Below are 21,872 nucleotides of genomic sequence, written 5' to 3'. Positions count from 1 at the left end.
AACGTCACACCGACGAAGGAGGCGGACATGGCGGAGGATGCGCGGGACACCGCAGGGATGCGGGCGGTCTTCTGGATCTGGGCGGGGATCATCGGCGTCGGGCTCGCCGTGATGATCGGCCTGCCGCTGGGAGGGCGATGACATGCGCTCGCGGATCAAGGACCACGCCCTCAGCCTCTTCTTCCTCGCCCTCTTCGTGCTGGCTCTGGCCGGACAGGCCGTCGCCGGCTACCTCCGGAACAACGACGAGCTCCTCGACCACGGGCAGCCGACGATCGGCTTCGGAGACTTCCTCTGGTCGTCCGACTTCGCGGTCGACGTCGCCGAGAACTGGCAGTCGGAGTTCCTGCAGTTCTTCCTCTTCATCGCCGCGACGATCTGGTTCGTGCAGAAGGGCTCCCCGGAGTCGAAGAAGCCCGGCGACGAGGGGCCGGGCAGCGATGCCGATCAGCTCGTCGGCGCGCACGCCCGCCCGGACTCTCCGCGGTGGGCCCGGGCGGGCGGGTGGCGAGCGGCGGTGTTCGGCAACTCGCTGCTGCTCGTGATGGGGGCGGTTTTCGTGCTGTCCTGGCTCGCGCAGTCGCTCGCCGGGACAGTGGTCATGAACGAGGAGAACGCGATGCACGGCCTCGCCGCGATCACCTGGGGCGACTACGTGACCAGCTCCGACTTCTGGGACCGCACCCTGCAGAACTGGCAGTCCGAGTTCCTCGCGGTGGGGACGATGGTCGCGTTCGCGATCTACCTCCGCCAGCGGGGGTCAGCGGAGTCGAAGCCCGTCGGCACCCCGCACCATCAGTCGGCCTTGGAGTCCGACTGAGACCGCTCGTCGTTGACGTCGGCCTGGGACAGCCGCTCGTCGTCGGCGTCGTAGCCCGCACGCGCCTCCTGCAGCGGCTGGTCGGAGTACTCGCCGCCCTGGCGTCCACCGAACGGACGGCCGTGGTCGGCGAACTCCTCGCGGGCGAAGACCAGCTCCCACGGGCCCACCGTGAAGCGCGATCCGGTACGCAGCGTCTCCGTGCGGTCGCCCGGGTGGGTCGCGTCGGCATCGGGGTTGGAGTTCATCTCACCGTCGGCGTGCAGGGTCACCACGTACTCGTCACGGTCGTCGTGCACGACCGTCGCGTGCACCGGCTCGGTGTCGGCGAGGCGCAGCTCGTTCCCGGCGGCCGATCCGATGCGGACCTCCTCCATGTCGAGCGCGAACTCGGTGCGCTCGTCGTCGCGCCGCACGCGCAGTCGCGGGTTGCCCGCGCCGCGCTCGGCGTGGGTTGTGCCGGGCGTGTAGCCCTCGTCGGGACGGTCGTCGATGTGGCGGTCAGTCATGGCGGTGCCCTCCTCGGGTGTCGATGATTCGAGGCTAATCGCCGCGCGGATCGCGCGCAGGGCCTTGACTTCGACGCGCGCATCGCCCTCCGGGGCTGATTTGCCGTGCGCCCCGCCCGAGGGCTTACCCTCTACCCATAGGCCGATCCCGGCAGTGTCCGCCGGGCTGAGGACCACCCGACCGAGGAGCATCACCCGATGGGCAAGTTCATCTACGAAGGCAGCGTGAAGACCGAGATCGAGGACCGGGCACTCACGCACCTGCAGCTCGTCATCACGGCCAAGCTGCGTCGCGGCGAGCCGTTCCCGTTCAACTGGCGCGAGGACGCCAGCGTCGGCGGCGGCCGGACCACCGTCTGGATCCAGCCGGGCAGCTCTCTCGTCTTCAAGTACTTCGGCAGCCGCCAGCCCGCGGTCAACCGGGCCTGGGTCGAAGCGCTCGCCTTCACCGCGAATTCCCCCAGCGGGCTCTACCTCGTCCCCGAGCCCGCCGAGGGCGCCGAGCCCCCGCACGGCGACGTCTCCTCCGCCGGCTGACACCTGCTGTCGCGGAGACCGCCCCGGGCTGTCAACCCCCTGCCGTCCCTCCTCCGGACCCACGAGGCTCGATCACGACCTGATCGACAGCCCCATGACAGGAGGAGCGGACATGACCGACACCACCCGCGACGGCGGCCTCACCGACCCCCGACACGCCCACCACGAGGACGGCTTCCCGGCGCAGAGCCAGGACCAGCCGGGCCTCACCGAGAAGACGACCCCGGAGCCGGACCACGGCGAGCAGTCCTACGTCGGCCACGGCCGGCTCGAGGGACGGCGCGCTCTCATCACCGGTGGTGATTCCGGCATCGGACGGGCGGTCGCGATCGCCTTCGCCCGCGAGGGTGCCGACGTGGCCATCGCGCACATGCCCGAGGAGCAGGCGGACGCGGAGGAGACGCTCGCGCTCGTCCGCGAAGCCGGTCGCACCGGCGTCAGCATCCCGGGCGACGTCCGCGAGGAGGCCTTCGCGACCGATGCGGTGCACCGTGCGCGTCGCGAGCTCGGCGGACTCGACGTGCTCGTGCTCAACGCGGCCTATCAGCACGACATCGACGGCTTCGAGAACCTCGACACCGAGAAGATGCGCCGCGTGTTCGACACGAACCTCGCCGGCCTCGTCTTCTCGGCCCGGGCTGCGTTCCCCGACCTCGAGCCGGGATCCAGCATCATCGTGACCTCGTCGGTGCAGTCGGCGCAGCCGTCGCCGGGACTCATCGACTACGCCATGACGAAGGCGGCGCAGGTCGCGTTCGTCAAGGCGCTCGCGGAGGAGGCCGGGCCGCGCGGCGTGCGCGTCAACGCCGTCGCGCCGGGGCCGATCTGGACGCCGCTGATCCCCGCGACCGGATGGGGGCCGGAGCGCCTGGAGACGTTCGGACAGGACACCCCGCTCGGACGCGCGGGGCAGCCCGCAGAACTCGCCGGTGCCTACGTGTACCTCGCCTCGGCGGAGTCGTCGTACGTATCCGGCGCGGTGCTCGCGGTGACGGGTGGCAAGCCGCTCTGATCCGCGCGAGGACGGCGCAGGCGGCGGGGAGGCAGGGCCCCGCCGCCTAAGCTTGTCTGGTGCAGAGACCCGCGGCATCCGGCCCCCTCATGGGCGTCGCGCTCGTCATCGGATCCTGCCTCTCGCTGCCGTTCGGCGCCGCCGTGGCCGCGCAGCTCTTCCCCGTCCTCGGGCCGTGGGGCGTGACGTCGCTCCGCGTCGCGATCGCCGCGCTGCTGCTGGTCGTCATCGTGCGCCCGCGGCCCCGCGCCTGGACCCGGTCGCAGTGGCTCGCCGCCGTGCTGTTCGGGGTGTCCCTGGCCGCGATGAACGGGTTCTTCTACGCGGCGATCGACCGCATCCCCCTGGGGCCCGCCGTGGCCATCGAGTTCCTCGGGCCGCTCGTGCTCGCCGCCGTGCTGACCCGCCGTCTCGCCGACGCGGTCTGGGTGGGCGTGGCCCTGCTGGGCATGGCGCTGCTCGGCGTCGACGGCCTCGTCGGCGCCGAGCCCCTCGATCCGCTGGGCGTCGTCTTCATCCTCATCGCGGCCGGATTCTGGGTCATGTACATCCGGATGAGCGCGCGCGTCGGCGCCCTCATCCCCGGCAGCAGCGGTCTCGCGATGGGACTCGTCGTCGCGGCGGTGCTCCTCATCCCCGTGGGCGTGCCCGCGGCGGCGACGGTGGCGCTGGATCCGCAGCTCCTCCTGCTCGCGGCGGTCACCGCGGTGCTGTCGTCCGTGATCCCGTACAGCTTCGAGCTCGCGGCGCTCCGCCGGCTCCCACAGCGGGTGTTCGGCGTGCTGCTGAGCCTGGAGCCCGCGTTCGCGACCCTCGCCGGGTGGCTCATCCTCGGACAGGACGCCACGCCGCTGCGGCTGCTCGCGGTGGCGCTCGTGATCGCCGCGAGCGTCGGGACGACGCTGGGCGTGCGCCGCGACCGGAGGGGCGACGGCCCCGCGGGACCGTTCACCGCGCCGATCCCGCTTCCCGACTGACGCCCCTCCGGTCGGGCGGCTCTCATGCCCGGACGGCCACCGGCTGCGGCAGCGGGTAACGGCGGCGCAGCATCACCCGCTGCACGAGGGTCCACACCACCGTGACCGTGAGGTAGAGCGCGGCGGCGAGGGGGACGAAGGCCGCGAAGACCGCGGTGAGGTAGTGCAGCGCGGCCATCATCCGGAGCATGCCGGGGGAGCTGAGTGGAGAGTCGTCGCCCTCGACGGGGGCCGGTCGGAACACCCGCCGGGTGACCTCGGCGACGGCGATCATCACGGCCAGCAGCACGCCGAAGACCGCGAACGTCGCCGGGGTCGCGGTGCCGCCGAACAGGGCCGACACTAGGCTCGTGCCGAGCGGGGCGCCGAAGAGGTCGTGGGTGAGCAGCTCGTTCGGGTGTCCGGCGATCTCCGGTCGCAGGAACAGCGTGCAGAGCAGGCCGACGACCGGTGCCTGCGCCAGCACGGGCAGCATCCCGGCGAAGGGCGAGGTGTTCTCGGCGCGGTAGAGCGCCATCATCTCCTGCTGCAGGCGCTCCGGGTTCTTCCGGTGGCGCTGCTGCAGCGCGCGCAGCTTCGGGGCGAGGCGGGCCCTGGTCTGCTCGGCTCGGGCCTGGGAGATGCCGACGGGGATGAGGAGGGCGCGTACGAGGAGGGTCACCAGGACCACGGCGAGGGCGGCGGCGGAGGGGCCGGCGAGGGGTGCGAGAAGGGTGGAGAGGCCGTTCAGGGCACCGTAGGCGGCGTCCAGGAGCGCAGCGAGGGGAGGGAAGGCGAAGATGTCCACGGGAAGGTCCGTTCGATGAGGTCGGGAGGGGTCGGCGAAGGCCGCGCGGTCCCGGTCGGACGGACTACGCGGCGGTCGCGACTCCCGGCGCTCGCGGACGAGGGTGTCCGGCGGCATCCGGATCGCTCTGTGGCAGGAGGGTTCCGACATCGATCGCCCGCAGCGGGTGCGGGGCATCGGCGGAGGCCTGGTGGCGCACGCTCAGCACGAGCGCGAGCGTGAGGACCGTGACGGCGAGCAGCGCGATCGCGAGGCCGAGCGCGGCGGCATCCGGCACCGTCACGAGACCGATCGCGGCCGCGACGAAGCCGAGCATCTGCCCGAACCACTCGCTCATGCCGCGAGCTTACCCCGTTCGAATCGCCTGAATTGCTGTATCCGGGCCGCCGATGGAGCCATTCAGGCGATTCGAAGGGCGTACGGTCGGGGTATGGCGACAGAACTTCTGGGAGTCGAGCATCCGATCGTGCTGGGACCGTTCGGGGGGAGCTCGTCGGTGGCGCTGACGGCGGCGGTGAGCGCGGCCGGCGGGCTGGGGTCGTACGGACTGTACGGCTACGACGGCGACCGGATCCGCGCCGTCGGGGCCGAGCTGCACCGCGCCACCGACCGGCCCTTCGCCCTGAACATCTGGCTGCCCCTGGGGGACGAGGTCGCGCCGAACCCGCAGCACGCGGTCTTCGCCCAGGCGCTGGAGCCGTTCTACGAGGCCGTCGGGGTTCCGGTGCCAGCCCGGCCCGAGCGCTACGTCCCCGAGCTCGACGAGCAGCTCGACGCGATCTGGGAGGTCGCCCCGGCCGTGCTGAGCGTGGTGTTCGGGGTGCCGTCCGCCGCTCTCGTCACCGAAGCCCGCGACCGCGGCATCCGCGTCGTGGGCACCGCCACCACGGTCGCGGAAGCCGTCGCACTCGCCGAGGCCGGAGTCGATGCGGTCGTCGCCTCGGGAGCCGAGGCGGCCGGGCACCGGGTGTCGTTCCTCCGCCCCGCGGCCGAGTCGCTCGTGGGAACCGTCGCGCTCGTGCCGCAGGTCGTGGACGCCGTCGACGTGCCCGTCATCGCCGCCGGCGGGATCGCGGACCGCCGCGGGGTCGCTGCGGCCTTCGCCCTCGGCGCCTCCGGCGTGCAGGTGGGGACGGCGTTCCTCGCGACCGCCGAGTCCGCCGCGACGGCCGCGCACCGCGACGCCATCCGGTCCACCGCCGCCGACGAGACCGTGCTGACCAGGGCGATGAGCGGACGCCTCGCCCGCGGAGCCCGCAACCGCGCGGTGCGGGCGATCGAGGCGAGCGGCACGATCGCCCCGTTCCCGATGCAGAACTGGCTCACCGGACGCTTCCGCACGGCGGCAGGGGAGCAGAATCTCGGCGAGCTGCAGTCGCTGTGGATGGGGCAGGCCGCCCCTCTCGCGCGCGGGACCACCGCTGCCGAGGTCTTCGCGGAGCTGGCAGCCGGAGTCTCCGGCCGGTGAGGAACGCCAGGTTCCTGGCTAGAATGGCGTCATGTCCACGCAGAACGTCTTGGAAGCGCGCAACAACCTCTCGCGCCTGATCGCCGAGTCCCAGGCGGGTGAGGACGTGGTCATCACGAAGCGGGGCACTCCGGTCGCCCGTCTGGTCCCCATCGGTCCGGTCGACGTGGTGCGGAGCGGCCGCCTCCTCGTCGAGTGGATCGAACAGCATCCGCTTCCGCCCCGGCTCGCTCGGACCGCCGAGGAACTGGACGCGCAGGTCGCCGAGAACCGGGACGCCTGGGAATGATCTATCTCGACTCGTGCATCCTCATCTACGCCATCGAGGACCGCGGTCCGAGGGGCGATGCCGTGCGGCAGGCACTCCGCGACGTCGATGACGAGGTGGCGTCGAGTCCGCTGGCGCTCCACGAATGCCTCGTGCTCCCCGCCCGCGAGCGCAATCCGGAGCTCCGTGACCGGTACCTGGCTCTCTTCGAGCGGATGGAGATCGTCGCGCTCGATACGACCGCGTTCGTCCGATCGGCCGAGCTCCGTGCCGACTTCGGCCTGAAGACCCCGGACGCGCTGCACCTCGCCGCCGCCCAGCTGTCGGGGTGCACGGAGCTGTGGACGAACGACAAGCGCCTCGCCGCCGCGTCGCACGGGCTCGCCGTGGACATCCTCGACCGCTGAGCGGCGGAGCGCTATAGGATGACGGTCGAGCGGCCGTGCACGATCACCCGGTCCTCGGCGTGCCACTGCACGGCCCGGGCCAGCACCAGACGCTCGACGTCGGCGCCCCGGCTCTGAAGCTCGGCCGCGGACTCGGAGTGCGTGACCCGCGTGACGTCCTGCTCGATGATCGGCCCCTCGTCGAGGTCGGCCGTGGCGTAGTGCGCCGTGGCCCCGATCAGCTTCACGCCGCGCTCCTTCGCCCTGGCGTAGGGGTTCGCGCCGATGAACGCGGGCAGGAACGAGTGGTGGATGTTGATGACGGGGGCTTCGAGGCGCGTGATGAAGTCGTCGCTGAGGATCTGCATGTACCGGGCGAGCACGACGAGGTCGACGTTGCCGCGGAGCAGGTCGAGCTGACGCTCCTCCATCGCCTGCTTGTCCGTCGAGGGGATGTGCACGAACGGCACGCCGAAGGAGCGGACGGCCTCGGCGAGGTCGGGGTGGTTCGAGACGACCATGGTGATGTCGATGTCGAGCTGCCCGCGCTGCGTGCGCCACAGCAGCTCCATCAGGCAGTGGTCGTACTTCGACACGAAGATCGCCACGCGCTTGCGGCGGGCGACGTCGTGCAGCGACCACTCCATGCCGAAGCGCTCGGCGACAGTCGCGATGTCGGCCTCCAGCGCGGGGCGCGCGGCGGCCAGCCCGTCGAGGTGGATGACGGTGCGCTGGAAGAACCGCCCGCCCTCGGAGTCGGTCGAGTGCTGGTCGAGCGAGATGATGTTGGCCCCGTGCTGGGCGAGCACGCCGGCGACCGCGGCGACGATGCCGGGCTGGTCGTCGCAGGCGATCAGCAGGCGGGCGGTATCGGGCTGGGTCATGGCTGCTCCTCGGGGTGTGCATCGATTCTGCCGTGCCGCGCGGGTGGGGAGCGAATCGCCCACGGCGTCGCTACCCTGAGACCGTGGATGCGAGCGACGTCGGACTGGTGCTGATCCCGCTGCTGGCGGTGGCCGCACCGCTTCTGGCTCGCGGCGTCCGCCCGCTCGTCCGGGTGCCGATCGTCGTGTTCGAGCTCGTCCTCGGGATCCTCGTCGGCCCCGCCGTGCTCGGCTGGGTCGAACCGGGCCCCCTTCTGGAGAAGCTCAGCGACTTCGGCCTGGCGGTGCTGTTCTTCGTCGCCGGCTCGGAGATCGACTTCCGCCAGGTGGCCGGGAAGCCCCTCGCCCGGGCGTCGCTGGGCTGGCTGCTCAGCGTGCTGCTGGGCATCGGGCTCGGGTTCTTCTTCGCCCCGGGCGAGGGCATGGTCGTCATCGGGATCGCGTTGAGCTCGACCGCTCTCGGCACGCTGATGCCGATCCTGCGCGATGCGAAGGAGCTGGACACCCCGTTCGGCCGTGCCATCAGCACGATCGGCGCCGTGGGGGAGTTCCTGCCGCTGATCGCGATCTCGATCTTCCTCAGCACCCGGACGACGCCCCTGGCCACGGCGGTGCTGCTGACCTTCGTCGTGCTGGCGGGACTCGCCGTCCTCGTCGCGCACCGGGTGCCGCACGGGCGCCTGCACGGCATCGTGCGCGCGACCCTCCACACCTCCGACCAGTTCGGGGTGCGCTTCGTGATCCTCATCATCGCGGCCCTCGTCGGCCTCAGCGTGATGCTCGACCTGGACATGCTCCTCGGCGCCTTCGTCGCGGGGGCCATCTGGCGCATCATCATGGCGCGGGCGCCCGAGAAGGATGCGGCGGAGGTCGAGAGCAAGATCGAGGGTCTGGCGTTCGGCTTCCTCGTCCCGGTGTTCTTCCTCTACACGGGGGTGACCTTCGACCTGCAGGCGCTGCTGACGTCTCCCTCGGCGATGTCCCTGGTGCCGGTGTTCCTGCTGGCGCTCCTGGTGATCCGCGGATCGGCCGCCCAGCTGTCCGCCCCGGCGGGCGCGAGCGGACGCGACCGCGCCGCGCTCGGCCTGCTCGCAGCCACCGGGCTGCCGATCATCGTCGCGGTCACAGCGATCGGCGTGGATCAGGACATGCTCGACTCCGGGACCGCGGCCGCGCTGGTCGGGGCGGGCATGCTGTCGGTGCTCCTGTACCCGCTGATCGGGATGACGCTGCGGGGCGATCGTGCGCAGGTCGCGGGCCCGCGCCTTGCCGACCAGACCACGCTGGGGGAGCTGTGACCACCGCCTCCGCCCTGCTGACCCAGGCCGTGCAGGATCTCGCCGGCGCCCCCAAGGAGGGGCTGGGCGAGGAGAAGGACTCGCGCTGGCGCGGGCGTCGGATCGTCCGTGTCGGCGAGGCCTGGCACCTCGGCGTCATCCTGCTCACCGACACGCATGCCCTGGCGACGGCGGAGGTGCTCCGCGCGGCGGACCCGGGGCGTCGGGGATACACCGCCGAGTCGGCGCGCGCACGGGCCGAGCGCCGGGCCCTCGCCCTGCGCGGCGGCTTCCACGAGGGGGATGTCGTGCACGTCGGCTGGAGCGTGATCGACGTCGACGCGGTGGACGCCGGAGGCTCCTCCGGTCCGCTCGCGCTCCTTGACGGCGTGCCGTCGGTGCGCTGGAGTCAGGCGGGCGGTTTCATGCCGCTGGATGCCTACCTGCGCGAGCGCATCCCGCTGCTCCGCGGCGACGCGCCGTCCTGATCTCAGCCGAACGTCTCGGCGTCGACCGTCGCCTCGTCTGTAAGAGCGAGCACATGCGCTCCGACCCACCGCAAGGTGTCAGATCTCTATGCGCGTGGCCCTGTCCGTCAGGCGCCATGGCACCGGAAAATCCGCAATCTTCATGCCATTCGAGGACATGTGACTGACCTCATCGGCATAGGTATCCGCGTCCTCGCGGTTGTCGAAGACGCCGTAGATGCCAGCGTCATCCTCGTCGTCGAACACGATCCATACAGACTTCATCCCTGCATTCTGCCGTCGACGCCACCTCTACGCGCCGGGTATCGCTCAGCCGAACAGCTCGGCGAAGCGGCGGAGCAGAGCGGCGCCCTCGGTGACCGAGGCCGCGAGGACCTCCTGCTGCACCGCGTCGAACTGCGCCGGATCGAAGTACCCCGTCGTGCGGTAGAACGTCATCCGATCGGCGAAGTCGCGCGGCGTCGGCTCGGGATGGAACTGCGCGGCATACAGGTGCGTCCCCACCCGGTAGGCCTGCACGGGGCAGACCGCGTTGGTGGCGAGCAGCACCGCCCCCGGCGGAGTCGTCGCGGCGCTCTCCTTGTGCGCGGTGAACACGGTGAGCGCGGGGCCGGACGGGCCGAACACGGGATCGACCGCGCCGTCGGGCGTCGTGTCGATGACCGTCGCGCTCGCCGCCTCCGGCATGGTCGTCACGACCTCGCCGCCGAGGAGCCGGGTGAGCACCCCGATGCTGAAGCAGGTGAAGAACGCGGCGATCCGCTGTTCCCGTGCGGCGCGGGCGAGCGTCTCCAGATCGGCCTCCACGCGCCGCTGCACCGGGGTCTTCTCGACGTCGGTGACGTTGAAGGGAGAACCGCCGATGACGACCCCGCGGTATTGATCCAGGTGGGCCTCGGTCAGCGGCTCGTGCAGCAGATCGAGACGATCGACCACGTCGACTCCGAGCGCCCGCCGGAACGAGGCGTGCTCGGCATCCGCCGCCCCGGTCTCGGGTCGCACGCAGACGTAGAGAAGCGAGGCCATCAGGCGATTCTAACGAGGGGGAGGGTGCGGGCCCGACGGCTCAGCGGGACGAGTTCGCGGTGCGTCCTCGGACGATCCCGACGAACGTCTCCACATCGGGCGTCGTGCGGGCACGGGGCCAGGCGAGTGCGACCGTCGAGACCGGGCCGTCGGCGAGGACCCGGTAGTCGGCGTCCTTCCGGTGGTGCAGTCGGGCCAGCGACATCGGCACGAGGACGATGCCGACACCCGTCGCCGCCGTGGCGATCGCGTCGGCGGTCGACAGGGGGCCGCCGCGTGCGGGGATGGTGCCCGGCACCTCCACCGGCCCGAGCACGTCGTCGGACAGGGAGTGCAGCACCTCGCCGTCGAGGTCGGCGGTCGTCAGCTCGTCCGCCGCGAGCAGGTGCGAATCGGTCGAGGCCACGACGACCGGGACCTCGCCGTACAGCGGGATGACGTGCAGGGCGTCGTCGTCCAGCGGGAGGCGCACGAGGGCGGCGTCGAGATCGTCGAGCGCCTCTCGCTGCCCGGAGACCTCGATCGGGACGAGTTCGAGGGCCACGTGGGGCAGGCGCCGCTTCCACGTGTCGATCCACTTGCCCGGCGTCGCTCCGGGCACGGCGCCGAGGCGGAACGTCCGCGGCTCCTCGGGTGCGGCGGTCGGTGCGTCGAACACCACCTTCTCGGCGCGGGGTGCGCGGCGCGGAGCCGGCTTCCCCTGGCGTGAGCCGCCGCCCGCGGCACGGCCCCGGTGGGCGGGTGAGCCCTTGCCGGAGCCCTTCGCGGGTCGTCGTCCCTGGTGCGCCATGGGATCCAGGCTACTCGGCGTCCTCCGAGTCCTCGGCGGGGGAGTTCCGCTGGGTCCGCCGGGCCAGTCCGGCGACACCGCCGACGAGGAACAAGGCCCCCGCCGTGAGGAGCACGATCGTGAGCAGGGTGGCGGGAGTCATCGTCCCGACGCCGTCGGCCAGCGCGGCGCGGCGCTCCGTATCGGTGAGGAACCACAGCGCCCCCGCGGCGATCGCGGCGAAGGTCGTCCCCCAGATGACGGCTGCCCAGCGCACCCGGGGTGCGGTGACGGTCTCGGTGCTCATTCCTGGCCCTCCTCGGGCTCCTGCAAGGTCACGACGATGACGCCGCTCGCCTGGTCGATGGTCACGGGCTGGATCGTCGAGGGACTGCCCTCCTCGGCGGAGATGTTCGCGGAGATGACGTTCTCGTCACCCCGCGGCGTGGCGGCGATGACGCCGGTGTCCATGACCATCGGATCGTCCGGATCGACGCGGAGCCAGCTCACCTCCACTCCGTCGCCGACGGTGCCGCGGAGCTGCAGCTGTACGCCGGCGTCGACGAAGATCTCGGTCCGCCCCGACCCCTTCTCGATCTCGATCGGGCGGGGGCCGCCGTCGTGCCGGTGGAGCTGCAGGTACAGGTCGTCGAACGGCTGTCGGACGTGCGCCTCCTGGTTGTTCGTGAGAGAGGCGTACCCGAGGGTGAGGCCGGGCATCGTGGACAGGAAGCCCGTGAGGAGACCCGCGGCCAGCGTCACCACGGTGAGGAAGGCCAGGGCGCCGCTGCGGCGACGGAGGGCTCCGGCCGTGATCATCGCCAGGGCCAGGACCAGCGCGCCGGACAACAGCCCCAGCGCGCCGCCGAAAGCTTCACCGACGGCGAGTCCCACGCCGGCGCCGACGACGATCGCGAGTCCGAGGGCGGTCATGACGAAGGCGAAGCCGGCGCGCGGATTCGACGCGCGGCGGATACGTCGGCGCTCCGCGGCTGCGGCGGCGAACACGGCCGCCTCGGCCTGACGCTCCCGGCGGAGCTGGTCGCGTGCGGCTCGCTCCGCATCCTGCTGCTGGCGGCGCCAGGCCTGATCCTGCTCCTTCCAGGCGGCGTGCTGGGCGCGCCAGGCCTCCAGCGCGGCGGGGTCCTGGGTGCCCGGAGGCAGGGGTGCGGGAGGTGCGGGAATGGCGAGGACGTCGTGCCCGACGGCGTCGGCGAGCGGTACCGAGACCGGACCATCCGTCGCCATGGAGGGAATGGCGTCCGCCCCCGTGGCGGGACCCGAACCCGCGTCGGGGGCGGACGCGGCCGGGGCCGCCGGATCTGCGGAAGCCCCCGCCGGATCCGGCGCGGAAGCGCCCGGAGTGCGGCGCGCGGCACGCACGATGAGGAAGAGCAAGGCGGCGGCGAGCACGAGCCCGGCCACCCAGGTGACCGTCGACAGTGCCGACCAGCCGTCGTAGCCGAGGCCGAACAGGCGCCCGGCGAGCGGCGCCGTCGGGAAGAGGCCGGTCACGGCGAGGGCGAGGATGCCGAGCTGCACGGGGTCGTACCGGCGCTGCAGCAGATCACGCAGATGCACGCGGCCGTCCACGTCCGGCAGCACCGCCCAGGCGAGGGCGTACAGGAACAGGGCCGGAAGACCGACGAGGGCGGCGACGACGAGGACCCCGCGCACGATCAGCGGATCGATGCGGAGGCGGATCGCGATGCCCGCCGCGACACCGCCGAGCCAGCCGTCGGTGCGCACCACCCCGAGGCCGGCGACCCACAGCAGGAAGCGGTCGGCGCCGCGCGGTCGGCGGGGCGCTTCCGGTGCCGGTGCCTCGTGGTCGGCGGGCGGTGGCGGAGCGGTCGGAATCGTCATGAGTCGATCCTCGCGGTCGGCGGCGCCGCGGGGCCATGGGGGGATCCCCTGAGTGCACCCTGATTCCGCGACAGGGAGGTCCCGGAGAGCGGAGGCGGATGATTGGATGACCGTATGCCCTCCGCCGTCTCCACGCTCCCCGGCCCCGCGCCGGCGACCGCGCGTCCGGCGCTGACCCGCGATCGCGATGCTCTCGTGACCGGAGTGAGCGCCGGGTTCGCACGCCACCTCGGTGTGCGCGTCGGGCTGGTGCGGGCGCTGTTCGTCGCCCTGGCGCTCTGCGGTGGCGCGGGTGTGCTCCTGTACGCCTGGTGCTGGACCTTCATGCCGTGGACGGAGGGGACGACGGCGCCGACGCGTCGCCTCCCGGTCGCCTGGCTCCTGCTGGTCCCCGCGGCCGTCGGTGCCCTCGTCGTCGTGGTGTGGCGCGGGGGCAGCGACTGGCTGAACGGCTCGATCCCTCCGGGAATGGCGGCCGTGGTCGTCGGCGGCACCACGCTGTGCGCGACCGCCTCCGGGCTGTGGGCCACGCTCATCGATCGCACCGACACGGCCCGCGGCCCTCGGCACACCACCACCGTCCGCATCCTCGCGGTGCTCATCCTCGGCCTCGTGGTCCTCCTGCTCCTCTCGTGGCCGATCGCGCGCTCGGGTGTCGTGCTCGTGCTGCTCCCGCTGGCCGGGCTGGTGGCGGTGGTGGCTTCGGCCCTCATCCCGCGCTGGCGGGAGCTGGCGGGGGAGCGCGTGCGCCGCATCCGGGAGGAGCAGCGCAGCGTCATGGCCGCCCACCTGCACGACTCGGTGCTGCAGACGCTCGCCCTCATCCAGAACCGGGCCGGGGCATCGAGCGAGGCGGCACGGCTGGCCCGCGCGCAGGAGCGGGAGCTGCGTGCCTGGCTGTACGACGGCGATGCTCCGGCGGACAGCGACCTGCCGACCGACCTGCGCGACTACGCCGGAGCGCTCGAGATCGACCACCCGGTCCGGATCGAGGTGGTCTCGGCCGGGCTGTCGGCGGAGCGGGCGAGCGGGGAATTGGCGGCCGCGGCCCGGGAGGCGATGCTGAACGCCGCCCGGCACGCGGGCGGCGAGATCTCCGTCTACATCGAGGGTCGTGTCGACGGCGTCGACGTGTTCGTCCGCGACCGCGGTCCCGGATTCCGGCTCGACGAGGTGCCCGGCGATCGGCTCGGCGTGCGGGAGTCGATCATCGGGCGGCTGCGTCGCGCGGGCGGCACGGGGTCGGTGCGCAGCGACGACGCCGGTACCGAGGTGCATCTGCGCCTGCCCACCATCTCGTCCCCGGAGCGGGGACCGATCCGACAGGAGCCCCGTGGCTGACCGTCTCCGCGTCGTGATCGTCGACGACCACTCCATCTTCCGCTCGGGCCTGCGGGCCGATCTCGATGCGAGCGTCGAGGTCGTGGGCGAGGCGGCGGACGTGCCCTCCGCGATCGCCGTGATCGTGGAGACGGCCCCGGACGTGGTGCTCCTCGATGTGCACCTCCCCGGCGGTGGGGGCGACGACGCGACGGGTGGGGAGGCCGTGATCCGAGGGACGCGACCGACCGCGACGCGGTTCCTCGCGCTGAGCGTCTCCGATGCGGCGGCCGACGTCGTGCGGGTGATCCGGGCTGGGGCGCGCGGCTACATCACCAAGGGGTCATCGGGCCGCGAGGTGAGCGAGGCCGTGCGCGCCGTCGCCGAGGGGGACGCGGTGTTCTCGCCGCGGCTCGCGGGGTTCGTGCTCGACGCGTTCGGCGCCGTGGCCGGCGAGACCGCCACCGCGACGGACGAGCTCGACCGCCTCTCCTCGCGCGAGCAGGAGGTGATGCGACTGATCGCCCGCGGCTACGCCTACAAGGAGGTCGCCGCCGCCCTCTTCATCTCCATCAAGACCGTGGAAACCCACGTCTCATCGGTGCTGCGCAAGCTGCAGCTCTCCTCCCGCCACGAGCTCACCGCGTGGGCCTCGGAGCGGCGACTGCTCTGAGAGCGGTCAGGCCGCCAGCCAGAGACCCTTCTGATCGGTGGCGACGGTGAGCCCCGCCGCGACCGTCTCGTCGTCGCCGATGCGGGCGCCTCGCACGATGCGGGCCCCGGCACCGATGTCGGTGCGGACGCCGACGTGCGCGTGATCGCCGACCGCCGCGCCCTGGCCGACGTGCGCGTGGGCGTCGATGTACGCGCCCTCGCCGATCACGGCGTCCTCGTCCACCCACGCACCGCGGGCGACGATGGCCCCCGCTCCGACGCGTGCTCCCGGTTCGATGTAGGCTCCCGCCTCGATGTGCGCCTTCGGATGCACCTTGGCGCCATGCGCGACGAGACCGCGACCGTTGGCGTGCTTGCGGTACCGCAGCGTCGCTCCGTGGTCGTTCTCGATGTCGACGTAGTTCTTGCCCACGATTCCTCCCGTGCTCCGGAGTTCTCCGGATATATCAACAACCACGGGAGGGGGATATTCATTCCCGCGGATGGATACGGCTCAACGCTGACACCGAGGGCACCAGAACGTGATCCGCTCGCGGGTCGGATCGGCCCCCAGCTCCCCGCGGCGGATGAGGGTTCCGCAGCGTCGGCAGGGGCGTCCGGCGCGTCCGTAGACCCACGTCGCCTGCCCTGGGCGGTCGATGCCAGTGAAGGTGCGGTTGCGGCGGTCGCGGTTCGCGCGGATGGTCCGCACGCCCAGGTCGAGGAGGGCGGCGACGTCGACCTCCGGGGTCGGAGTGGTCGGCAGGATTCCGCGGAGGAACAGGAGTTCTGCCGCGTACTCGTTGCCGAAGCCCGCGACGTTGCGCTGATCGAGCAGGGCGACGTGGATGGCCCGGGTGTCGGCGCTGAGTCGTCGCGCGGCCTCGATCGGGTCCCAGTCGGCGGCGAGGGGGTCGGGGCCGAGGTAGCCGACGAGGTCGTCTTCATCGCGGGTGGGGACGACCTCGACTTCGGCGATGTCCACGCCGACCGCCTCGCGCTCCGCCGTGCCCACGATCGCCCGCACCTTGAACGCGGGATGCCGCCACTTCTCACCGGGCCGGTATACGAACCAGGCGCCGTCCATGCGCAGATGCGAATGCAGCGTACTCTCGCCGATCCGCAGCAGCAGGTGCTTGCCACGGGGGACGGCGCCGTGCACCCGCTGTCCGGTCAGATCGAGGGTCGCGAAGCGCGGCACGCGGAGGTCGAAGCGCGTGACCTCGCCGCCCGCGAGGGCCTCGTCCAGGCGGCGGGCCGTGCGGAAGACGGTATCGCCCTCAGGCATCAGGCGATCCCGGTCGTGCGGTCGTGCCGTCCCGGCGCCGGTGCGGGGGTGGCGACCGCGAGCGGGGTGCGGGCCTGCATGTCGCGCGCCAGCATCGTGCTTCCCGCGACCGCGGCCGGCATCACGGCGACGGCGCCGCCCGGGATGAGGAAGCAGAGCTGGGTGGCGACCCCGAAGCCGAGCACGCGGGCGCGACTGCCGGAGAACAGCGCGGCGCGGGCGGCGGGGCTGAGATCGCGCGCATCGAAGGCTCGACCGGTCAGCTCCCGCGCGAGCAGGCGGCCCGTGAGGACCACGCCGGACACCGCGCCGAGGACGCCGCCGACACCGGGCACGAGGCCGATGAGGAGCACGAGGAGGGCGATGAGGATGCCGAGCACGACCAGTCGGAGACCTTCACCGACGGTGGTCCAGAAACTGCCGCCGTCGGCGGGAGGCGGGTCGCCGAGGTCCTTCTCCACGGCGTGCCAGATCCGCTGGTAGAACGGGTCGCCGATCGTGAGGGTGAGGGCGCTGAACACCGAACTGGCCAGCGCGAGCGCGGCGGCGACCACCACGAGGCTGACCGCGGTCCGCAGGAACCCGCGCCAGGGCTCGACCCATCCGTCGGCGAAGGGGGTGAGCCAGGCCGACAGCGAGGGCAGCGACAGGACCAGCGGCACGAGGACGGCGGCGAGGAGCACGAGCGCGATGATCGCGGGGACGAGCCCGAGCGCCATCAGGCCCGGACGGGTGCGCCACACGCCGAAGCCGCGGAACAGGGTGCGGACGCCGGCGGCGAACTCTCGGATCATGGCTCCAGGGTAGGGGGGTCAGTAGTGGTCGTGGTGAGGCCGGGTCAGACGGCCTTGCGGAGCGTGAAGCCGCGCGGCGTCTGCACGAAGCCCGCCTCCTGCAGAGCCCGCCCGAGGATCGTGCCGTAGACCCCCTCGCCGTTCACCTTCTCGACGGTGAGCGTGTCGAGGCGGCGGTCCCTGGCCGTCGTCGCGAGGTCGGCGGCGGCGGCCTGCAGGACCTCCTCGTCGTCCGTGAAGCACAGCACGGTCCGTCCGCCGCGCTCGAGCGACAGGACGAGGGCGCCGTCGACGAGCACCACGAGGCCCCCGGCCTTGCGGCCGGGTCGATGCGACACGCCCTCGAGCTTCGGCCACCCGAGCGCCGCGCCGTACGGGTTCGCCGGGTCGGTGGCCGCCAGGGTGACGGCTTTCCGCGGTGGTGGGTCGGCGAGGCCGGCGTACGTGCGGAGGCGGTCGACCGTGGCGGAGGCGGCGAACTGAGCGGCGCCGAGCTTCTCGATCACGTAGCCGCGGCGGCAGTGCCCCGCCTCCTCGAACCCGGCCAGCACGCGGTACGCCTGGGCGAATCCGCCGGGGACGCCCTCCGACTGCACGGCTCCGCGGGTGACCACCCCGTAGCGGTCGAGGAGCAGTCCGGCGGTGACGGTCGCGCGCCGCGCCGGATCGGTCTCGACCTCGGGGAGCAGCGACCAGCGACCGCCGATGGAGGCCGGGCGCGGAGCGGTGCGCGTGAGCGACATGCCGCGATAGGTACGCGCACGCGGGGCGCGACGCTTGACCTTGTGGGCCTGGGAGCCCCCGGTCAGCAGCGAGCGGATCGGCGCGAACGTGTCGTTGGTGACGTGCCCGGACCACGTCAGCGACCACAGGGCCTCCAGCACCGACTGCTCGTTCTCGGCGCCGGTCATCTCCTTGAGCTGCGCGGCGAAGTAGGCGCCGCCCGCCGCGAGGGCCGCGAGGAGGCGCGCCTCCAGCGACTCCGCGGCGATCTCCGCGTCCGGATCGGGCAGGGTGAACGGGGCGAGATCGGCCGGGTGCAGCGAGACCCACCCGTCGCGCCCGGGGAGGGTGCCGTGTCCCGACCAGATCACCTCGCCCGCGGCCGTGAGCTCGTCGAGCATCGCCGGGCTGTAGTCGCGCACCCGCGACGGCAGGACGAGCGACTCCCAGGCGCTGGCCGGGATGGGCACCCCGGCGAACTGCTCGATCACCGTGAGCACGCCGTCGATGCCCTCCAGGGGTCGACCGAGATGCTGCCAGTCCGGCAGGAACCGCGCATAGGCCTCCGGGGAGACCGGCTCGACGGACCCGCGGATCGCCGCGAGCGACCGCATGCGCAGCCGCCGTAGCACCTCGGTGTCGCACCACTCGATGTCGTCGCCGCTGCCGGCCGCGGTGGGGAGGAAGTACCCGCTCGTGAGGCGGCCGTTCGTCTCCAGACGTTGCAGGGTGTGCCGGGCGACCGCGGTGCCGAGACCGAAGCGCTCGGCGACGGCTGCGGTGGTGAAGGGGCCGTGGGTGCGGGCGTGACGGGCCACGAGGTCGCCGAGGGGATCCGCCAGGGGCTCGAGGAAGGCCACGGGGATGCCGGTCGGCAGGGCTGCTCCGAGCGCGTCGCGCAGGCGCCCGGCGTCCTCGATCGCGGCGACCCTGGCCACCCCGGCGAACGTGACGGGGATGGCCCGCCGCGCGGTCACGAGGTCGTCGAGCAGCGTCGCCGCGGTCGCTCCGCCGGTGGACTCCGGATCGAGGCGTGCCGCCACCTCGTCGGCGTCGAGCGGCCCGAGCAGCCGGAGCAGGTCGGCGACGCCCTCCAGGCCGCGCGCCCGACGCTCCGGGTCGAGGCGCTGGGCCTCGCGCTCGAACTGCGCGATGACGTCGGGGTCGAGGAGCTCGCGCAGCTCGACCGTGCCCAGCAGCTCCCCGAGCAGCGCGGGATCGACGGACAGGGCGGCCGCTCGGCGCTCGGCCAGCGGCGAGTCGCCCTCGTACATGAACGCGCCGACGTAGCCGAAGAGGAGGTCGCGCGCGAAGGGCGACGGCTGTCCCGGCTGGGTCTCGACGAGGCGGATGCGGCGGTCGGCGATGCTCGTCGCGAGCTTCCGGAGCGACGGCAGGTCGTAGACGTCCTGCAGCACCTCGCGCAGGGTCTCCAGGATCACGGGGAAGGTGGGATGCCGGCGGGCGACCTCGAGGAGCTGGGCCGAGCGCTGGCGCTGCTGCCACAGCGGCGTGCGGCGGTTGGGGTTCGTGCGGGGCATGAGCAGCGCCCGCGCGGCGCACTCGCGGAACCGCGAGGCGAACAGCGCCGAGCCGCCGACCTCCTGCGTGACGAGCTGCTCGAGCTCGTCCGGATCGAACACGAAGAGCTCCGCACCGGGCGGCTCGGACTCGGCGTCGGGGATGCGCACGATGATGCCGTCGTCGCTCGCCACCGCGGAGCCCTCGACGCCGAGACGCTCCCGCACGCGCGCATTGATGGCGAGCGCCCAGGGCGCATGCACCTTCATGCCGTACGGGGAATGCAGGATGACGCGCCAGTCGCCGACCTCGTCGTGTCCGCGCTCCACGGTGAGCGTACGGTCCGTCGGCAGGGTGCCCGTGGCCTCCCGCTGCTCGGAGAGATGCGCGAGGAGGTTGGCGCGCGCCTGCTCGTCGAGTCCGGCCGCGATGAGCCGCTGCTCCGCCTTCTCCGGCTTCGCGGCGGACACCTCGCGGGAGAACGCCCCGAGCGCCTCGCCCAGCTCGAACGGGCGGCCGATGCCGTCGCCGTGCCAGAACGGCACCTTGCCGGGCTGGCCGTAGGCGGGGATGACGTTGACGCGGTCGTGGGTGATCTCGGCGATGCGCCAGCTCGTGGTGCCCAGGGTGAAGACGTCGCCGACGCGGGACTCGTAGACCATCTCCTCGTCGAGCTCGCCCACTCGGGCGCCCGTGGACTCGCCGGCCACGAAGACGCCGAACAGCCCCCGGTCGGGGATGGTGCCGCCGCTGGTGACCGCGATCCGCTGTGCCCCCGGGCGGCCCGTGAGCGTGCCGGCGTCGCGATCCCAGACCAGGCGCGGGCGCAGCTCGGCGAACTCGTCGGAGGGGAAGCGGCCGGCCAGCAGGTCGAGCGTGGCCTCGTACGCGGAGCGGGGGAGCGACTGGAACGGGGCGGAACGGCGGACGGTCTCGAACCACTCCTCGACGCTGATCGCTCCGAGGGCGCTGGCCGCGACGGTCTGCTGGGCGAGGATGTCGAGCGGGTTCCGCGGCACCTGGATGGCCTCGATCTTCCCCGCGAGCATCCGCTCCGTCACGATCGCGGTGTGCAGCACGTCCCCGCGGTGCTTGGGGAACAGGGCCGCGCGGCTGATCTCGCCGACCTGGTGTCCGGCCCGTCCCACGCGCTGGAGCCCGGAGGCCGCGGACGGCGGCGCCTCGACCTGGATCACGAGGTCGACGGCGCCCATGTCGATGCCGAGCTCCAGGCTGCTCGTGGCGACCACGCAGCGGAGCACCCCCGACTTCAGCTCCTCCTCGACCTGCGCGCGCTGCTCCTTCGACACCGAGCCGTGGTGAGCCTTGGCGAGTACGGGATCGGCGCCGGCGGTCGACCCCGCCTGTGCCATCATCGCGGCGGGCACGGTCGGCTCCGGAAGAGCGACCCCGATCCGCTCCGCATAGATCTCGTTCAACCGTCCGGTCAGCCGTTCGGCGAGGCGGCGGGAGTTCGCGAAGACGATGGTCGAGTTGTTCTGGAGGATGCGGTCGACGATCGCCTCCTCGACGTGCGGCCACACCGAGCCGGTGACCTCGGTGTACTCCGCATCGATCCCCGGGGCCTCCGGCGGCGCCCCGGGCGGGGGTGGCGGGTTGGTCATGTCGTCCATCGGCACGACGACGCCGAGCTCGAAGGTCTTCGATGCCGGGGGAGCGACGATCTCGACCGGGTCGGCGCCGCCGAGGAAGCGCGCGACCTCGTCGATCGGGCGGACGGTGGCCGAGAGGCCGATGCGCTGCGCCGCGGTCTCCGCGCCGTGGGAGCGGCGGAGGGCGTCGAGGCGCTCCAGGCTCACCGCGAGGTGCGCGCCGCGCTTGGTGGCGGCGACCGCGTGCACCTCGTCGATGATGACCGTGTGCACGTCGCGCAGGGTGTCGCCGGCCCGGCTCGTGAGCATGAGGTACAGCGACTCGGGCGTCGTGATGAGGATGTCGGGTGGATCGGACACGAGCTTGCGGCGATCGCTCGACGTGGTATCACCGGAGCGGACGCCCACCGTGATGCCGGGGGCGGTGAGACCGAGTCGCCGCGCGGACTGCCCGATGCCGATGAGGGGCGAGCGCAGGTTGCGCTCCACGTCGACGCCGAGGGCCTTGAGCGGGGAGATGTACAGGATCCGCGTGCGGGACCCGTCCTTCTTCGGCTCCTCCGGGAGGTCGGCGCGCTCGCGGAACACGCTGTCGATCGCCCAGAGGAACGCCGACAGGGTCTTGCCGGAGCCCGTCGGAGCGACGACGAGGGCGTGCTTGCCGGCGGAGATCGCCTCCCACGCCCCCGCCTGTGCCGGCGTGGGTGCGGTGAAGGCACCCCGGAACCAGTCCTGTGTGGCCGGGGTGAAGCGGTCGAGCACGTCGCTCATGCCTCCATCATTCCCGACCCCACCGACATCCGGCCCGGACCTTGACACCCGGCTGCGCCACCCGCACGACCTGGTTCCGCCCGCACGACGGAACCACGGTTCCGGTCGTGCGGG

General features: G+C 72.5%; 24 protein-coding genes. 11 read left to right on the top strand and 13 right to left on the bottom strand.

All coding sequences use genetic code 11. From position 1 onward, the window contains the following. Positions 1-142 precede the first annotated feature (142 nt). A complete protein-coding gene (locus IZR02_RS13550) occupies positions 143-820 on the top strand; it encodes a DUF6766 family protein (RefSeq protein WP_062765430.1) in 678 nt (225 codons plus the stop codon). Here IZR02_RS13550 and IZR02_RS13545 read toward each other — a convergent pair. Further along, the gene (locus IZR02_RS13545; protein ID WP_062765427.1) at positions 796-1,329 is read right to left on the bottom strand and encodes an FHA domain-containing protein; all 534 of its coding nucleotides are present in this window, start codon (positions 1,327-1,329) and stop codon (positions 796-798) included. The genes IZR02_RS13550 and IZR02_RS13545 overlap by 25 nt on opposite strands. A gap of 198 nt (positions 1,330-1,527) precedes the next feature. Between IZR02_RS13545 and IZR02_RS13540 the strand changes: the two genes are divergently transcribed. The 3 genes from IZR02_RS13540 (at position 1,528) to IZR02_RS13530 (ending at position 3,855) form a co-directional block, all read left to right on the top strand. Next, positions 1,528-1,866: a DUF7882 family protein gene (locus IZR02_RS13540; RefSeq protein WP_062765424.1), complete on the top strand. Its 339-nt coding sequence runs from the start codon at positions 1,528-1,530 to the stop codon at positions 1,864-1,866. 112 nt (positions 1,867-1,978) lie between these two features. Beyond that, positions 1,979-2,878, top strand: a complete 900-nt coding sequence (locus IZR02_RS13535) for an SDR family oxidoreductase (RefSeq protein WP_062765420.1) — start codon at positions 1,979-1,981, stop codon at positions 2,876-2,878. A 59-nt stretch (positions 2,879-2,937) separates the two neighbouring features. After that, entirely contained in the window at positions 2,938-3,855 is a 918-nt protein-coding gene (locus IZR02_RS13530; protein WP_062765416.1) for an EamA family transporter, read from the top strand. Between the two features lie 22 nt (positions 3,856-3,877). On the opposite strand, the gene IZR02_RS13525 is transcribed toward IZR02_RS13530, so the two are convergent. Next, the gene (locus tag IZR02_RS13525; RefSeq protein WP_217316523.1) at positions 3,878-4,642 is read right to left on the bottom strand and encodes a YidC/Oxa1 family membrane protein insertase; all 765 of its coding nucleotides are present in this window, start codon (positions 4,640-4,642) and stop codon (positions 3,878-3,880) included. A 64-nt stretch (positions 4,643-4,706) separates the two neighbouring features. After that, positions 4,707-4,979: a DUF6412 domain-containing protein gene (locus IZR02_RS13520; protein WP_062765409.1), complete on the bottom strand. Its 273-nt coding sequence runs from the start codon at positions 4,977-4,979 to the stop codon at positions 4,707-4,709. Between the two features lie 93 nt (positions 4,980-5,072). Here IZR02_RS13520 and IZR02_RS13515 point away from each other — a divergent pair, with 93 nt between their 5' ends. From IZR02_RS13515 to IZR02_RS13505, 3 genes are read left to right on the top strand one after another with little or no spacing between them, the layout of a single operon-like run. Continuing rightward, on the top strand, positions 5,073-6,110 hold the full coding sequence (locus tag IZR02_RS13515) for an NAD(P)H-dependent flavin oxidoreductase (RefSeq protein ID WP_062765405.1): 1,038 nt from the start codon (positions 5,073-5,075) through the stop codon (positions 6,108-6,110). A gap of 31 nt (positions 6,111-6,141) precedes the next feature. Next, entirely contained in the window at positions 6,142-6,399 is a 258-nt protein-coding gene (locus IZR02_RS13510; RefSeq protein ID WP_025102482.1) for a type II toxin-antitoxin system Phd/YefM family antitoxin, read from the top strand. After that, positions 6,396-6,785 carry a type II toxin-antitoxin system VapC family toxin gene (locus IZR02_RS13505; RefSeq protein ID WP_062765400.1) on the top strand — a complete coding sequence of 130 codons (390 nt, stop codon included), beginning with the start codon at positions 6,396-6,398 and terminating at the stop codon, positions 6,783-6,785. Before IZR02_RS13510 ends, IZR02_RS13505 begins: the two co-directional genes overlap by 4 nt. An 11-nt stretch (positions 6,786-6,796) precedes the next feature. On the opposite strand, the gene purU is transcribed toward IZR02_RS13505, so the two are convergent. Next, on the bottom strand, positions 6,797-7,648 hold the full coding sequence (purU, locus tag IZR02_RS13500) for a formyltetrahydrofolate deformylase (protein ID WP_062632982.1): 852 nt from the start codon (positions 7,646-7,648) through the stop codon (positions 6,797-6,799). A gap of 83 nt (positions 7,649-7,731) precedes the next feature. Between purU and IZR02_RS13495 the strand changes: the two genes are divergently transcribed. Both IZR02_RS13495 and IZR02_RS13490 read left to right on the top strand, forming a co-directional pair. Beyond that, positions 7,732-8,946 carry a cation:proton antiporter gene (locus IZR02_RS13495; RefSeq protein WP_217316522.1) on the top strand — a complete coding sequence of 405 codons (1,215 nt, stop codon included), beginning with the start codon at positions 7,732-7,734 and terminating at the stop codon, positions 8,944-8,946. Next, positions 8,943-9,413 carry a hypothetical protein gene (locus IZR02_RS13490; RefSeq protein WP_062765395.1) on the top strand — a complete coding sequence of 157 codons (471 nt, stop codon included), beginning with the start codon at positions 8,943-8,945 and terminating at the stop codon, positions 9,411-9,413. Before IZR02_RS13495 ends, IZR02_RS13490 begins: the two co-directional genes overlap by 4 nt. Before the next feature lie 78 nt (positions 9,414-9,491). Here the strand turns inward: IZR02_RS13490 and IZR02_RS13485 are convergent, their stop codons facing one another. From IZR02_RS13485 to IZR02_RS13465, 5 genes are read right to left on the bottom strand one after another with little or no spacing between them, the layout of a single operon-like run. After that, positions 9,492-9,677, bottom strand: a complete 186-nt coding sequence (locus IZR02_RS13485) for a hypothetical protein (RefSeq protein WP_062765390.1) — start codon at positions 9,675-9,677, stop codon at positions 9,492-9,494. A gap of 45 nt (positions 9,678-9,722) precedes the next feature. Further along, positions 9,723-10,439, bottom strand: coding sequence for a glutamine amidotransferase-related protein (locus IZR02_RS13480; protein ID WP_062765386.1), 717 nt, complete (start codon positions 10,437-10,439; stop codon positions 9,723-9,725). Between the two features lie 40 nt (positions 10,440-10,479). Then, a complete protein-coding gene (locus IZR02_RS13475; protein WP_062765383.1) occupies positions 10,480-11,229 on the bottom strand; it encodes a substrate-binding domain-containing protein in 750 nt (249 codons plus the stop codon). Between the two features lie 10 nt (positions 11,230-11,239). Continuing rightward, positions 11,240-11,515: a hypothetical protein gene (locus tag IZR02_RS13470; RefSeq protein ID WP_062765379.1), complete on the bottom strand. Its 276-nt coding sequence runs from the start codon at positions 11,513-11,515 to the stop codon at positions 11,240-11,242. After that, positions 11,512-13,074, bottom strand: a complete 1,563-nt coding sequence (locus tag IZR02_RS13465; RefSeq protein WP_062765375.1) for a PspC domain-containing protein — start codon at positions 13,072-13,074, stop codon at positions 11,512-11,514. Before IZR02_RS13465 ends, IZR02_RS13470 begins: the two co-directional genes overlap by 4 nt. Before the next feature lie 114 nt (positions 13,075-13,188). On the opposite strand from IZR02_RS13465, the gene IZR02_RS13460 reads away from it, so the two are divergent. Both IZR02_RS13460 and IZR02_RS13455 read left to right on the top strand, forming a co-directional pair. Then, positions 13,189-14,415: an ATP-binding protein gene (locus tag IZR02_RS13460; protein ID WP_062765370.1), complete on the top strand. Its 1,227-nt coding sequence runs from the start codon at positions 13,189-13,191 to the stop codon at positions 14,413-14,415. Continuing rightward, complete coding sequence (locus tag IZR02_RS13455) at positions 14,408-15,067, top strand: LuxR C-terminal-related transcriptional regulator (RefSeq protein WP_062765367.1); 660 nt, start codon at positions 14,408-14,410, stop codon at positions 15,065-15,067. The genes IZR02_RS13460 and IZR02_RS13455 overlap by 8 nt, the downstream gene beginning before the upstream one ends. Positions 15,068-15,073: 6 nt before the next feature. Here the strand turns inward: IZR02_RS13455 and IZR02_RS13450 are convergent, their stop codons facing one another. The 4 genes from IZR02_RS13450 to IZR02_RS13435 form a co-directional block, all read right to left on the bottom strand. Continuing rightward, positions 15,074-15,481 (bottom strand): DapH/DapD/GlmU-related protein, encoded by a 408-nt coding sequence (locus tag IZR02_RS13450; protein WP_025102471.1) that lies wholly within the window; start codon positions 15,479-15,481, stop codon positions 15,074-15,076. An 81-nt stretch (positions 15,482-15,562) separates the two neighbouring features. Further along, positions 15,563-16,336: a DNA-formamidopyrimidine glycosylase family protein gene (locus IZR02_RS13445; RefSeq protein WP_062765362.1), complete on the bottom strand. Its 774-nt coding sequence runs from the start codon at positions 16,334-16,336 to the stop codon at positions 15,563-15,565. Next, complete coding sequence (locus tag IZR02_RS13440) at positions 16,336-17,130, bottom strand: EI24 domain-containing protein (RefSeq protein WP_062765358.1); 795 nt, start codon at positions 17,128-17,130, stop codon at positions 16,336-16,338. Before IZR02_RS13440 ends, IZR02_RS13445 begins: the two co-directional genes overlap by 1 nt. A gap of 44 nt (positions 17,131-17,174) precedes the next feature. Further along, positions 17,175-21,758, bottom strand: coding sequence for an ATP-dependent helicase (locus tag IZR02_RS13435; protein ID WP_062765355.1), 4,584 nt, complete (start codon positions 21,756-21,758; stop codon positions 17,175-17,177). Between the last annotated feature and the right edge of the window lie 114 nt (positions 21,759-21,872).

It is taken from the genome of Microbacterium paraoxydans (assembly GCF_019056515.1).
Taxonomy (GTDB): Bacteria; Actinomycetota; Actinomycetes; order Actinomycetales; family Microbacteriaceae; genus Microbacterium.
This window is presented reverse-complemented; position numbering and strand designations above follow the sequence as displayed.

What these genes read in the sequence shown, in the direction of transcription:
- IZR02_RS13550 (WP_062765430.1), top strand. Translation starts at nt 143, where the DNA reads ATGCGCTCGCGGATCAAGGACCACGCCCTCAGCCTCTTCTTCCTCGCC.
- IZR02_RS13545 (WP_062765427.1), bottom strand. Translation starts at nt 1,329, where the DNA reads ATGACTGACCGCCACATCGACGACCGTCCCGACGAGGGCTACACGCCC.
- IZR02_RS13540 (WP_062765424.1), top strand. Translation starts at nt 1,528, where the DNA reads ATGGGCAAGTTCATCTACGAAGGCAGCGTGAAGACCGAGATCGAGGAC.
- IZR02_RS13535 (WP_062765420.1), top strand. Translation starts at nt 1,979, where the DNA reads ATGACCGACACCACCCGCGACGGCGGCCTCACCGACCCCCGACACGCC.
- IZR02_RS13520 (WP_062765409.1), bottom strand. Translation starts at nt 4,979, where the DNA reads ATGAGCGAGTGGTTCGGGCAGATGCTCGGCTTCGTCGCGGCCGCGATC.
- IZR02_RS13515 (WP_062765405.1), top strand. Translation starts at nt 5,073, where the DNA reads ATGGCGACAGAACTTCTGGGAGTCGAGCATCCGATCGTGCTGGGACCG.
- IZR02_RS13510 (WP_025102482.1), top strand. Translation starts at nt 6,142, where the DNA reads ATGTCCACGCAGAACGTCTTGGAAGCGCGCAACAACCTCTCGCGCCTG.
- IZR02_RS13505 (WP_062765400.1), top strand. Translation starts at nt 6,396, where the DNA reads ATGATCTATCTCGACTCGTGCATCCTCATCTACGCCATCGAGGACCGC.
- purU (WP_062632982.1), bottom strand. Translation starts at nt 7,648, where the DNA reads ATGACCCAGCCCGATACCGCCCGCCTGCTGATCGCCTGCGACGACCAG.
- IZR02_RS13485 (WP_062765390.1), bottom strand. Translation starts at nt 9,677, where the DNA reads ATGAAGTCTGTATGGATCGTGTTCGACGACGAGGATGACGCTGGCATC.
- IZR02_RS13480 (WP_062765386.1), bottom strand. Translation starts at nt 10,439, where the DNA reads ATGGCCTCGCTTCTCTACGTCTGCGTGCGACCCGAGACCGGGGCGGCG.
- IZR02_RS13475 (WP_062765383.1), bottom strand. Translation starts at nt 11,229, where the DNA reads ATGGCGCACCAGGGACGACGACCCGCGAAGGGCTCCGGCAAGGGCTCA.
- IZR02_RS13470 (WP_062765379.1), bottom strand. Translation starts at nt 11,515, where the DNA reads ATGAGCACCGAGACCGTCACCGCACCCCGGGTGCGCTGGGCAGCCGTC.
- IZR02_RS13465 (WP_062765375.1), bottom strand. Translation starts at nt 13,074, where the DNA reads ATGACGATTCCGACCGCTCCGCCACCGCCCGCCGACCACGAGGCACCG.
- IZR02_RS13460 (WP_062765370.1), top strand. Translation starts at nt 13,189, where the DNA reads ATGCCCTCCGCCGTCTCCACGCTCCCCGGCCCCGCGCCGGCGACCGCG.
- IZR02_RS13445 (WP_062765362.1), bottom strand. Translation starts at nt 16,336, where the DNA reads ATGCCTGAGGGCGATACCGTCTTCCGCACGGCCCGCCGCCTGGACGAG.
- IZR02_RS13440 (WP_062765358.1), bottom strand. Translation starts at nt 17,130, where the DNA reads ATGATCCGAGAGTTCGCCGCCGGCGTCCGCACCCTGTTCCGCGGCTTC.
- IZR02_RS13435 (WP_062765355.1), bottom strand. Translation starts at nt 21,758, where the DNA reads ATGAGCGACGTGCTCGACCGCTTCACCCCGGCCACACAGGACTGGTTC.